Below are 11963 nucleotides of genomic sequence, written 5' to 3' on the forward strand. Positions count from 1 at the left end.
CGAGCACGTCCGTCAATCAGATCTCGATGAAGCGAAGGAGTCTCATGCACGTCCAAATGCTCACGAGTCACGGCCCCCGAGTCGAGCGGATCACCAAGTTGGTGCAGTTAACAGACCAGACCGCCCACATCCTCGCCCTGACCCTCGCCGCCCTCGCCCTGGGGGCCTGACCCGGAAGGACCGACACCTGTGCGCTACTCCACCCCCGCCGGAGGGACCACCACGGTGGCCGCCCGGCTCCTCGGACGCTCCACCGTGACCTGTACGTGCGGCTTCCACCGCACCGTTCCCACTCGGGACGCCGATGACCTCGCCAACCGGCACGCCAGATCGTGCCGACGTGGCACCCCGGCCCCCTCCCGCCGCCCCGGAGCGGGCTCGATCGGCAACCGCCGCTGAGAGGAACACCATGCCCACGAACCTCCCCGAAGCCCGTCGGCCGTCCGTCGTGCACCTCCCGGACGGCACCCCCGCCTACACCGACCACCTCCCCGCCACCTACCAACCCACAGGCGCGGCACCCCAGGTCATCCACGTCCACCAGGCACCCCCGGACCGCACCGTTCAGCGCCTCGCACTCGGATCGGGTGTGGGAGCCGGGGCGGTGGCCGCCGGGGTCTACTTCGGCCCGCTCCTCGTCGGCGTCCTCACCGCCATCGCCGCCAACCTCGCTCTCCTCGCCCTGGTCGCCTCCGTCTGCGCCTGGGGCGTCGTCACCGTCGTGAAGTCCGTAAGCGACAGCAAGAGCGCCCGCAAGCACCGCTGACCAGGAAGGGAAAAGCCCATGTTCCAAGCAGGCCAAGAGGTCCTGATCGTGGCGTGTGAGGACGACCCGCGCGCGGCTGGCAAGACCGGCCGGATTCTCGACGAAGTACCGCCCGGCCCCCTCACCGAGGGCCGGTGGACGGTGGACCGGATCAGCATCTGGATCGCCCCCGTGCTGTGCCACACCCACGAACTGCGGCCCGCCTGACGGCTGCCCGCGCCGCCCCGGCTCCCGGGGCGGCAAGGGGAGCCGGACAGCCCGGCCCCACCCCTTTTCGGGAGGTCACCGTGTACAGCTACACCCGAGCCGAGTCCCGCGAGCGCGCCAAGCTGTTCCGTAAGGGCTTCCGTCAGGCCCTCGCGGACTGCGTCGACCCCGACATCCGCCGCAAGATCGAGCGCATCGACCAGGCCGCCGCCGCCCGCGGCGCGCAGGAGCTGGCCGCGCTGCACAAAGTGCAGGCCGACGCCCGCCAGGACCTCGCCGCCGCGAAGGCGACCGAGCGCACCGCGCCGCGTGCCGACAAGGCCGCCGCCCGGGAGGCCCGCAAGCAGGCCGAGCAGCGCGTACGCCTCGCAGAACGCGCCGTCCGCAAGGCCGAGCAGGGCTGAGCGGGGACGGCCGACCCCGGCCAAGGAAACCGGCCGCCCCCACCTTCACCCCATCCCGTCGCACTGAGCAGGAGAGGCACGTTCATCATGACCGAACCCGCCAGCACGGTCCCCGTCATGGGGACCGTGCACCACCTCAACGACCACCGCCCCACCACCCCCGAGCCCGACACCGAGCCGGTGGTGAGCCTGGTCAAGGACCCCGTCACCACCCCGGCCACCCCGCCGTCCCCGCCCGTACGCCCCCGCGTGTCGCGAGCGGTCCGTACCGCCCGCATGGTCCGCGCCGCCGCCACCCACGACCGCACCCGCAACGGTGCCCAGTTCACCGTCCGGCACGGCATGTACATCGTGGGCGGGGGCCGGATCGTGGCCCGCCGCGCGTGGGAGGGCCGTACCGCCGCCCGCTACGAACGGATGCTGCGGGCGGCGGAAGCCGCGGGGAACACCGAGCTGGCCGACGAGTGGGAAGAGCGGCTGCACCGCTTCCGGGCTGAGCGGCACCGGCGGCGGATGGACCTGCTGACCGCCCCGCAGCAGGCCGTCAAGGCCACCGGCTACGGAACGGCCGGTGGACTCGGGTTGCTCCTGGCGGTCGGGATCGCGCTCGCCATCGCGACGAAGGACCCCGCCGACGTCGTCACCCCGCTGATGGCGCTGGTGGAGCTGATCCGGCTGCTGGTCGTCATCGTCACCGTGGTCTGGGGGCCGCTCCTCGCGGTCGGCCCGTGGCTCGCTCTGGCCGCTGTGTGGGCGGTGGGCCGCCACCAGCAGGCCGCACCGGCCTGGGCGATGCCCGCCGCCGACAGCGAGAACCGGGACGTGGTACCCGACGAGGGCGCGATCCTGGACGCGCTGCGGCACCTGGGCATCCCAAAGCTCAACGCCGCGTTCAAGGACGGGTGGCAGCCCCGCTGGGTCGCCCCGACAACCCGGTTGGGCAACGGGTGGCACTCCCGGCTGCAACTCCCGATGGGTGTCACGGTCGAGATGGTCACCGACAAGAAGACCGTCCTGGCCCACAACCTGATGCGCAAGCCGGTTGAGGTCTGGCCCACCGAAGCAGAGGCCAGCGTCCTCGACCTGTGGGTGGCCGATGCGGGTTCCCTGTCCGGGGTGGTGCCGGACTGGCCGCTGCTGACCGGTGGGGAGGCCGACTACTTCACGGGCGTGCCTGTCGGGGTGTCCCAGCGCGGGGATCAGGTGTCCGGCAAGCTCATGGCCGCGAACTACATGGTCGGCGGGATCATGGGCTCGGGTAAGTCGTCCCTGGTCGTGGCCCTGCTGCTGGGGGCGATGCTCGATCCCCTGGTCGACATCGAGGCCTACGTCATGGCCTACAACGTCGACTACGACCCGATGCGCGAACGACTGCGGACCCTGGTCAAGGGCGACGAGGACGAGCAGATCGAGGCCGCCGTCAAGGCCCTGCGGAACCTGCGCAACGAGGTCACCGAGCGGGGCAAGCTCCTCGAACAGCTCGGCGGGGACGAAGTCCGCCTCACCCGCGCCCTCGCTCAGCGCGACCCGAGAATGCGGCCGAAGGTCGTGGTGTTCGACGAGTGCCACGAGCTGTTCATGCACAAGAAGTACGGGGCCGAGGCCGCCGAACTGGCGGTGAAGGTGATGAAGAAGGCCCGCAAGGTCGGCATCACCCTCATCTTCGTCACCGTCTCGCCCACGGCGGACAGCATCCCGAAGGATGTCACCCGCAACACCTCCCACCGGGTCGCGTTCGCCGTGGGCGACCACGTCGCCAACGACGGACTGCTGGGGACGGGCAAGCACAAGGCGGGCATCACCGCCACCACCCTCAACCCGGCCGAGAACGTCGGCACCGCCCTCACCGTCGGCTTCACCAAGAACCCGTTCGAGCTGGTCCGCTCCCACTACGTCCGCAAGGACGCCACCACCGACCAGATCACCCCCGTCGTCAAGCGCGCCCTCGCCCTGCGCGAAGGCATGGCACCCGTCCCGGACCCGGTGGGCGATGAGCCGGCCGACCACCTGACCGACTTCCTGGCGGTGCTGGGCGAGGCCAAGCGGATGCGGACCGATGAGGTCCGCCAGCGCCTCGCCGCCCATAACCCGGGCGAGTACCGCGGGTGGACCGCGAGCGACCTCATCCAGGCCCTCGACGTGGTCGGGGCACCGGCCTACAAGTCCGGCGGGGTCATGGTCGTCAGCCGTGCCCGGCTCCTCGAAGCATCCGAGGACCGCACCGACACCACCCCCGAAAGTCACACAGCGTGAAGGGAGGCGGGCAGGGAGGAAGGGAGAACTCCCTACCCGCCTCCCTCACCCCGCCTCCCCAGCTTGACCAGCCGTAACACCCCGTTAGGGAGGCAGGGAGGCTACCTACGCCGACCAGCGGAAACCCCCGAAATCCAGGTTCCCGCACCCCTTCCCACTTCCCTCCCTGTCACACACAGCGACCAATTCAAGGAGATCAGAACCGTGGCTACCAAGAGCACCTGGAAGGTTTTCGCCCGCGTCGAGAAGAACGGCAAGTACGCCGAGTACGACGACGTCGCCACCATCCACAGCCCCTCCGGCGTGCCCACCGCGAAGGACGTCCTGGCCGCACAGCTCACCGAGATCATCCGGCAGAACCCGCACCTGCGCGGCGGCCGCATCACCGGCACCGCCACCCGCATCAACTGACCACCCAACAAGACCAGACCAGAAGGGCATCCCGTGGCTATATCCCTCTCCCTCGTCGCCATCTTCGGACTCGTCCTGATCTTCCTTCTCCGTGACCGCAGCCTCACCGTCACCGGCGCGGTCGTCAGCGGCGGATTCGGGTTCTTCCTCGCCTCCACCGGCGCCGCCGGACCCATCAACCAGATGACCTCCGCCCTCGTCGACGCCATCCCCAACCTCTGAGGAGCACCCCGTGGCCACCAAGAGCACCTGGCACGTCCGCGCCCGCGTCGAGAAGAACGGCCAGTACGCCGAGTACGACGACCACGCCGAGATCGTCTCGCCCGGCCCCGTCCCGTCCGCCAAGGACGTCCACGCAGCACAGGTCGCCCAGATCATCGCCCAGAACCCGCACCTGCGCGGCGGCCGTATCACCGGCACCGCTACCCGCATCAACTGAGAGGGCCGCCCCGTGGCTGTACGCCGAAGCATGTGCTGGGTTGCCGTCTGCGACGTCTGCGGCACCGAGCCTGACACCAACCCCGGCGAGTGTGTACCGCACTTCGACACCCCCGCCGAGGCCATCGCCAACGCCGCCTACTGGGGCGACCCCGTCACCAGGTGGACCTTGACCCTCGACGGCCGCCTCATCTGCACCGCCGACGACCAGGAACACCGCACCGCCCGCGAATACCTGCCCGGCCCCGACGCCATGACCGTCACCTACATCTGACACACCGAGAGCGGCCCCCTCATCTCACCAAAGATCCGGGGCCGCTCTCGTCCACCAACTCAACAGTGGAGGCACCCAGCATGACCCACCCTGCCCCCATCAGGCGAGAGGGCCCACAGCTCGCCGCCGCTCTGGCCGCCGCCGAACGCGCCTGGTACGTCTTCCCGCTCCGCCCCGCCGACAAGCGCCCCGCCCTCCACGGCGAAGCCGCCTGCCCCGGCACCGGCAACTGCGCGGCCGGGCACCGGAAGCCGGAACAGCGCGCCACCACCGACCCCGACCGCATCCGCGCCGCCTGGTCGGCAGGGGCGTTCAACGTCGGCATCGCCACCGGCCCGTCCGGGCTGGTCGTCATCGACCTGGACACGGTCAAGCCCAAGGACCCGAAAGGAACGCCTGACGGCGTCACTTCCCTGCAAGCGCTCTGCGAGCGCGCCGGGCAGGCTGTCCCCACCACCTACCGGACCCGGACCGCGAGCGGTGGGCACCACCTGTACTTCACCGCCCCGGACGGCGTCCGGCTCGGCAACAGCGCGGGCAGGCTCGGCAAGCACATCGACACCCGCGCCCACGGCGGCTACGTCGTAAGCGCGGGGAGCACCCTCCCGCACGGTGCGTACGAGGTGGTCGACCCCACCGACCCCGTACCGCTCCCGAAATGGCTGCACGCCCTCCTGGAGCCCCGTCAGTCATCACGGGGCCTGGCGACGGCTGCACCCGTGCCGGTTCGGGCCTCCCGGTACGCCGCAGCGGCTCTCAGGGCCGAAACGGCGGCCGTCGCGGGGGCCGGGGAGGGCTCGCGGAACTGGACGCTGGTTCGGGCCGCACGGGCGTTGGGGCGGTTCATCCCGTCCGGCGACCTCGCCCGCCATGAGGTAGAAGCGGCTCTTAATTCGGCGGGAATGGCGGCCGGACTCCGCGAACACGAGTGCCGCGCCGCAGTGACCAGCGCTCTCAACTGGTCCATCGCCAACAACCCCGAGCGGCCGACATGACCGCCCCCAGGAACACCCGACTTAAGAGCCTGTCAGCCCCCCCGAGTAGCCCGCAGGCCGCCAACCGTGCCGCAGGACCGGCCGGTGGTGGCGTGCCGAAAGGCGTCGGCCGCAAGGCCGTCCCCGTTGCTGTTCGCTCTGACCTTCGGCTGCAGCCGGTCCGGTGGCTTCGCGTCGTCGCGCCGCCGTCGTTCTCGGCGCTGGTGTCGGCGCGGTCCTGGTGCCGGTGCGGCTACGAGCGCACCGCACGCGGCCGGTCCGGTGTCCTGGCCCTGATCGAGGCCCACACCACACATCCCGAGTCCTGCCCGCTGCTCAACACGGAAGGGAGCAAGGCCGCATGAGCGCCGACCTGTGGGAGGGCTTCAACGATGCCCTGGACCCCGAGACCATCACCGGCCCCGTGTGGGACGAACCCGTCCCGCTCAACCCCCGCCGGAAGCTCCCGGTGTTCCCCGTGCACGCGCTGCCCGAGTGGCTGGGCGGCATGGTCGCCGGAGTGGCAGAAGAGACGCAGACCCCGGTGGACCTGGCCGGGTGCCTGGCGCTGGCGGTGCTCGCCACGGCCGCCGGGGGGAGGGCAACGGTTCACGTGCGGGGGCACTGGCGGGAGCCGGTGAACCTCTACACCGCCGTGGCCCTGCCCCCGGGCAACCGGAAGTCGGCCGTGTTCGCGCTCATGACCGGCCCCCTGTTGGCCGCTGAGAAGGCGTTGGTGGAGCTGTCCGGGCCGCGCCGGGCGGAAGCCGAGACCACCGCCCGCCTCGCCCGCTCGGCCGCCGACAAGGCCGCGCAGAAGGCCGCCGCCGCTGAACCCGGGCTGCGAGACCAGCTCACCGCCGAAGCCGTCCACCTCGCCCAACAGGCCGACGAGATGACCGTCCCCGCGAAACCGCAGTTGGTCGCGGATGACGTCACCCCCGAAAGCCTCGCCACCCTGGTAGCCGACCAGGACGGGCGGATGAGCGTCATGTCCGCCGAAGGGGAGATCTTCGACATCATCGCCGGACGCTACTCCGGCACCCCCAACATGGGCATCTTCCTCAAAGGCCACGCCGGAGACATGGTCCGCGTGAACCGGCAGGGGCGAGATGCCCAGCACGTCGAAGCCCCCGCCATCACCATGGGTCTGGCCATCCAGCCCGAAGTCCTCGACGCCTTGGGCAGAGTGAAGGGGGCTGACGGGCGAGGGCTGCTGGCCCGGTTCCTGTACGCCAAGCCCGTGTCCCTGGTCGGGTCACGGAACCTCACCCCGGACCTTCTTCCGGAGGAAACCGCAGCCACCTACGCCAAGCAGTTGGGCGGCCTCGCGCTGGGGTTGGCGGATTGGACCGACCCGGCCGTCCTCACCCTCACCCCCGACGCGGACGCGGTCCTACTGGCCTACCAGAAGGTGACCGAGTCCCGGATCGGGAAGGGCCGCAGCCTCCACCCGATCATCAAGTGGGCGTCCAAGCGCGACGGGGCCGTCGCCCGCATCGCCGGGCTGCTCCACCTAGCCACCCACCCGGACAACGGTTGGATGGTCCCCATCGAGGCCGCAACCATGGCCAACGCGGTGGAGATCGGGGACTACTTCACCGCTCACGCCCTGGAAGTCTTCGACGCCATGGGAGCCGACCCCGCGCAGGAAGCCGCCCACCAGCTCCTCACCCACCTCAAGGAACAGCGCCTGTCCGGCTTCACCAAGCGGGAGCTGTTCCGGGGCCTGTCGCGCGGCGACTTCCCCGCCATGACGGACCTGGACCCCGCGCTGACGCTACTGGACGAACACGGCTGGGTCCGACAGCAGCCCGCACCCCCGCGTACCGGGCGCGGTGGTCGGCCGCCGTCGCCACGCTTCGACACCCACCCCAGCGTCACCCCGCCGCTCACCACCGGCTGACAGAACCCCCATCCCGCTGACAGAACTGACACAACCCCCGCCCGAGGCCGCTGACCTGTACAAACGGCCATGATCACGGCTCTGACAAAACCTCCGGAAACTCTGACAGAACCCCCCCGCCCCCCCGTTTCCGGCACGGCCCCCACCGGCCGTGCCGGTTCGGGGGTGCTCTGGCAGAACCCCCCGCCCGGAGGTTCTGTCAGAGTTTTTCGAGGTTTTGTCACGACGTTGGAAACCGGAGTAACCGCAGGTCAGCGGGCTAGCGACGAGGTTCTGTCAGTTCTGTCACGGAAACCCTGACCACTGCCGCCCCGAGGAGTCCCCCGTGGCACCGAAGCGCACCCCCGAGACCGACCCCCGCGCCACCCTTCGAGGCGGCCTCCCTGACCGCTACCTCACCCCCGAGGACATCGCCGCTCTGCTCACCATCCCGCTGGAAACCGTCTACGCCTGGCGCAAGAAGCGCACCGGCCCGCCCGGCTTCCGCATCGGCAAGCACCTCCGCTACGACCCCGGTGCCGTCCATGCCTGGATCACCACCCTCACCGAGACCAACCGCGAAGCAGCCTGATCCACACACCCGCAGGGGCGCGACCACGACCGGTCGCGCCCCTGCGGCATCGCTAACAGGAGCACCGCCTTGGCTGGCCACATTCAAGACCGCTGGTACAAAACCGAACTCGGTCCTGACGAGAAGCCCCGCCGCGTCCGGAGCGACCGCTATGGCACGGGACTCCGCTACCGCGCCCGCTACATCGGCCCCGACGGCACTGAACAGTCCAAAAGCTTCCCTGACCGCAAGAAGGGGCTGGCTGAGAAGTGGCTTACGCGCATCGAAGCGGACATGGACGCGGGGCAGTACATCGACCCGAAGGCTGGGCAGATCGTCTTCCGGGACTACGGCGAGAAGTGGCTGGGCGGGCTGACGACGGAGCTGGGGAGTCAGGAAGTCGTGGGCAGGCGTATCCGGTTGCACGCGTTCCCCTACCTCGGTACGCGCCCCATGGGATCGTTCAAGCCCGAGCACATGCGCACCTGGTTGAACACCCTCCAGCTGGCCGTACCCAATGGCACCTACCGCCGTGCGATCTACGACTCGGTGTCGTCTCTGTTCAATGCCGCGGTAGACGATGGAGTGATCAAGTCCAATCCGTGCCACGCCCAGTCGGTCAAGCCTCCGATTCCGGAGCAGCGGCTGATCGTGCCATGGACCGAGGAACGGGTACTGGCTGTTCGTTCAGGGATGCCCGACCGGTATGCGGCCACCGTGGACGCTGGCGGGGGTTGCGGTCTGCGGCAGGGGGAGGTGCTGGGCCTTGCCGAAGACAATCTGGACTTCAAGACGGGTTGGGTGCATGTCCGTCAGCAGATCAAGCGCGTTGGCGGCACCCTCGTCTTCGCCCCGCCCAAGCGCGGAAAGCTGCGGGATGCGCCTCTCAGCGACGCGGTGGGGACCGGCTTGCAGGAGCACATGGACTTGTTCCCGCCCGTCGCCGTCACTCTGCCGTGGAAAACCCCGAACGGCCCCTTGGTGACACTGAGGCTGGTCTTCACCAGTACCGTCGGCAAGGCGATCTGGCGAAGCTACTTCGACGACTACGTGTGGAAGCCTGCCCTGGCTCACGCTGGCGTCATCCCTCCCAGGGAGCCGGGACAGCGCTACGCAGCCGCTCCGGACGACGGAATGCACGCGCTGCGGCACTTCTACGCATCGGTGGTCCTGGAAGCCGGAGGGAGCGTCAAGGCTCTGAGCACCTACCTGGGGCACTCGGACCCGGGGTTCACGCTCCGGATCTACACTCATCTTCTGCCCAGCAGCGACGAGAAGGCCCGAGCCGCTATGTCGTCCGTGTTCCGGCGGGTCCACTCGTTGGATGACCTCTCAGCGGCGGCCTGACGGCCCACAGACGGCCCACGGCCCCAGTTCGGCCCCTACCTGGCGGTTCCATCCCAGGTCAGGGGCCGAATGACGTTCTCGGGCCGCCAGAAACACCCCATCTTGCCTGACGTCCAACCCCGGACGGAAACCCGTATCACCGTAGGCTCCTTCCTCGCACGTCACCGCATGTGTGCGGGCACTCACTCGTCCTCGGTGCGCGCCTGCTTCCGGCGGAGGAGGAAGACCGCGCCGCCGCCCACGACGAGCAGTCCGAACGCCACGGCCGCGATCATCGGGGTGGCGCTGGAGCCACCGGTCGCGGCGAGGTCGCCCTCCAGGCCCGAGGTGCTGGAGCCGGTCGTGGCCGGGACGGACCGCTGGGCGCTCCGGGTGCCGATGTCGTTGCCCGCCCCGCCGTCGGCCCCGTCCCCGCCCGGCGGGACGCTGCCGGCGGTGGCGCAGTCCAGCACCCCGGTGAAACTCTTCCGGAAGCCGCCGGGCCCGGTGATGGCGAAGTCGTACGCCTGATCCTCGGCGACCGGAAGGGTCACGGTGCGGGTGGCCCCGGCCGCGACGGCGTGCTCGGCACCGGCCAGCTCGAACGTGAACGGCGCGTCGCCACGGTTGGCGACGGTGATGTCGACGCCGCCCTTCGCGCAGTTCTCCCGGGCGGTCACCGCGGGGGCCGGGCCCGTCTCGGCCCAGGTGGCGGTGGCCCGCGCGGAGACGGTGGACTCGCTGGACCCGGCCAGGATCTGCGCCTGGGTCCGGCCGATCCCGGTGAAGGCCCGGCCGACCGGCACCTGGGTGGTGGCCTGGACACTCAGCGCGGCGGAGCCGTCGGCGGTGTCCTTCGGCAGGTCGAAGTACAGCCGGTCGCCGTCGGCGGCGGCGGTGATGGCCTCGCCCTTCTCGTCGGTGACCCTGATCCCGCTGGCCGCCGCGTCCACCGGGGGCGACACCGAGACCTGGTCGGCGCCGGTGCGGACGGTCACGGGCCCCAGCCGCTCCCCGGCCCGGCCGGAGACCGCCGCCGGTTCCAGGGTCAGGGAGGCGCGGGGCTCCTTCGCGTTGCGCGCGTGGCGGTGCAGCCAGTCGGCCAGCTTCTCCGCCTGCTTGTCCACCGCGGTGACGTCGGCGCCGTCCGAGTAGCGCCAGATGGCGACCTGGGTGCCGGCGGCGGCGGTCCGCTCGGTCAGCGGGCCGGTCCCGGCGGCCTCGGCGAGGGCGGCGAGGTCGTCGACCTGAGGGTAGGAGTGCTGGAGGATCCAGCGGATCTTCCCCGCGTTCCGGTTGCCGCCCAGCGAGGTTTCGGCCCAGGGGGTCTCCAGATACGTCGCCTGGTTCTGGGTGGGGTTGTGGAGGTCGATGCAGTACGTCTTGAGCTTGCCGCCGCCGTCCACGGTCATCTCGAACAGCCCGGCGGGCAGTTCCTGGGTCCGGTCGGCCTCGCCGTTCTCGCCCGGCACGCGGAGCACGGCGCTGTCGAAGGTCTTCAGCCCGTCGAGCACCGCGGCCGCGCCGCCGTGGTGCCGCCCCGGGTCGCCGGCCACCGCCGGGCCCGCGCCGACGAGAGCGGCCGCCGCGACGAGACCGGAAAGCAGCAGCGCGGCGACCGGGCGGAGGATGCCTCGGCCGGGGGGCGCCCCTGTCGTACCGGAAGGCGCAGCGGACACTGAAGACTCAGACAACACAGAATTCCCCTCCGGGCGGGACCCTCGCGCGTGGTGCGCGTGTGGGGAATGTCCCGCCAGCAGACCCAAGTGACCCATGAGCTCTGGGAATCCTAAGGAACGGGCGAAGGGCGATCCCCCGTACTGCCCTGGGACAACCATTCCGAATCGGAATCGTTATCGCCCAGGCGGCACCCCGGCCAGCCTTTTCAGGACACCACCGCCATTTCACCGGCTCGTTCCCGCCCCTGCGGCGACGGCTCCGCATCGCCGTCCGTGACGCGCTCCGGACGCTCCGTCAGACCAGGCTCGGCCCTGATCGCCCTGCGGAAGGCGGCCGTTCCGCGGCTCAGGTCATGACCCACGGCGACGGCCTCGACATCGACGAACGTCCGCCGCTGACCACCCTGTTCCTCCTCACGCACCTTCAACCGGCCGTGCACGAGCAGTGGTTCACCGACGGAAACGGAACCGGCCAGATTGACGGCCAGGGTCCGCCAGGCCCAGACGGTGTAGAAGCTGGTGTGCCCGTCGGCCCAGAGCTGTTTCTCGCGGTCCCAGCGGCGCGGTGTCACGGCGAATCGGAATCGCGCCATTCCTCCGGTGGCCGTCTCCCGGAACTCCACGGCCGTGGCCGCGTTTCCCACCAGCGTCACCAAGGTCTCATTCATTTTTCCCGCCCCCGATTCCTGCCCTGACGTGCTGTCGTCTTCCTGCCCTGACATGCTGTCGTCCGACGTTGTCGTACGGACTCCATGGTGAACGCCGGAAGGGAATC

Annotated in this window: 15 protein-coding genes; 13 read left to right on the plus strand and 2 right to left on the minus strand. The window is 70.2% G+C overall.

What is annotated here, in order from left to right; all coding sequences use genetic code 11:
• The first annotated feature begins 189 nt into the window (after positions 1–189).
• The 13 genes from CIB93_RS28245 (at position 190) to CIB93_RS28310 (ending at position 9530) form a co-directional block, all read left to right on the plus strand.
• A complete protein-coding gene (locus CIB93_RS28245; RefSeq protein WP_096630928.1) occupies positions 190–399 on the plus strand; it encodes a hypothetical protein in 210 nt (69 codons plus the stop codon).
• Between the two features lie 10 nt (positions 400–409).
• On the plus strand, positions 410–766 hold the full coding sequence (locus tag CIB93_RS28250; RefSeq protein ID WP_096630930.1) for a DUF6251 family protein: 357 nt from the start codon (positions 410–412) through the stop codon (positions 764–766).
• Between the two features lie 18 nt (positions 767–784).
• The gene (locus CIB93_RS28255; protein WP_096630932.1) at positions 785–973 is read left to right on the plus strand and encodes a hypothetical protein; all 189 of its coding nucleotides are present in this window, start codon (positions 785–787) and stop codon (positions 971–973) included.
• A gap of 80 nt (positions 974–1053) precedes the next feature.
• A complete protein-coding gene (locus CIB93_RS28260; RefSeq protein WP_096630933.1) occupies positions 1054–1377 on the plus strand; it encodes a hypothetical protein in 324 nt (107 codons plus the stop codon).
• 87 nt (positions 1378–1464) lie between these two features.
• Positions 1465–3630, plus strand: coding sequence for an FtsK/SpoIIIE domain-containing protein (locus tag CIB93_RS28265; protein WP_257002413.1), 2166 nt, complete (start codon positions 1465–1467; stop codon positions 3628–3630).
• 204 nt (positions 3631–3834) lie between these two features.
• Positions 3835–4041, plus strand: a complete 207-nt coding sequence (locus CIB93_RS28270; protein WP_096630935.1) for a hypothetical protein — start codon at positions 3835–3837, stop codon at positions 4039–4041.
• Positions 4042–4074: 33 nt separating this feature from the next.
• Complete coding sequence (locus CIB93_RS28275; RefSeq protein ID WP_096630936.1) at positions 4075–4263, plus strand: hypothetical protein; 189 nt, start codon at positions 4075–4077, stop codon at positions 4261–4263.
• A 10-nt stretch (positions 4264–4273) separates the two neighbouring features.
• Positions 4274–4480, plus strand: coding sequence for a hypothetical protein (locus CIB93_RS28280; RefSeq protein ID WP_096630938.1), 207 nt, complete (start codon positions 4274–4276; stop codon positions 4478–4480).
• A 12-nt stretch (positions 4481–4492) separates the two neighbouring features.
• Positions 4493–4753 carry a hypothetical protein gene (locus CIB93_RS28285; RefSeq protein ID WP_143660097.1) on the plus strand — a complete coding sequence of 87 codons (261 nt, stop codon included), beginning with the start codon at positions 4493–4495 and terminating at the stop codon, positions 4751–4753.
• Positions 4754–4833: 80 nt separating this feature from the next.
• Positions 4834–5748, plus strand: coding sequence for a bifunctional DNA primase/polymerase (locus CIB93_RS28290; RefSeq protein WP_096630941.1), 915 nt, complete (start codon positions 4834–4836; stop codon positions 5746–5748).
• Positions 5749–6088: 340 nt separating this feature from the next.
• The gene (locus CIB93_RS28300) at positions 6089–7633 is read left to right on the plus strand and encodes a YfjI family protein (protein WP_096630945.1); all 1545 of its coding nucleotides are present in this window, start codon (positions 6089–6091) and stop codon (positions 7631–7633) included.
• Between the two features lie 325 nt (positions 7634–7958).
• Positions 7959–8204: an AlpA family transcriptional regulator gene (locus CIB93_RS28305; RefSeq protein ID WP_096630947.1), complete on the plus strand. Its 246-nt coding sequence runs from the start codon at positions 7959–7961 to the stop codon at positions 8202–8204.
• Between the two features lie 69 nt (positions 8205–8273).
• Positions 8274–9530, plus strand: a complete 1257-nt coding sequence (locus CIB93_RS28310; RefSeq protein WP_096630948.1) for a site-specific integrase — start codon at positions 8274–8276, stop codon at positions 9528–9530.
• A gap of 182 nt (positions 9531–9712) precedes the next feature.
• Here the strand turns inward: CIB93_RS28310 and CIB93_RS28315 are convergent, their stop codons facing one another.
• Together CIB93_RS28315 and CIB93_RS28320 are read right to left on the minus strand one after the other, a co-directional pair.
• The gene (locus tag CIB93_RS28315) at positions 9713–11206 is read right to left on the minus strand and encodes a Cys-Gln thioester bond-forming surface protein (protein ID WP_096630950.1); all 1494 of its coding nucleotides are present in this window, start codon (positions 11204–11206) and stop codon (positions 9713–9715) included.
• Positions 11207–11394: 188 nt separating this feature from the next.
• Positions 11395–11856: a single-stranded DNA-binding protein gene (locus tag CIB93_RS28320; RefSeq protein ID WP_096630951.1), complete on the minus strand. Its 462-nt coding sequence runs from the start codon at positions 11854–11856 to the stop codon at positions 11395–11397.
• Positions 11857–11963 lie beyond the last annotated feature (107 nt).

Source organism: Streptomyces sp. WZ.A104 (assembly GCF_002382885.1).
GTDB lineage: Bacteria > Actinomycetota > Actinomycetes > Streptomycetales > Streptomycetaceae > Streptomyces.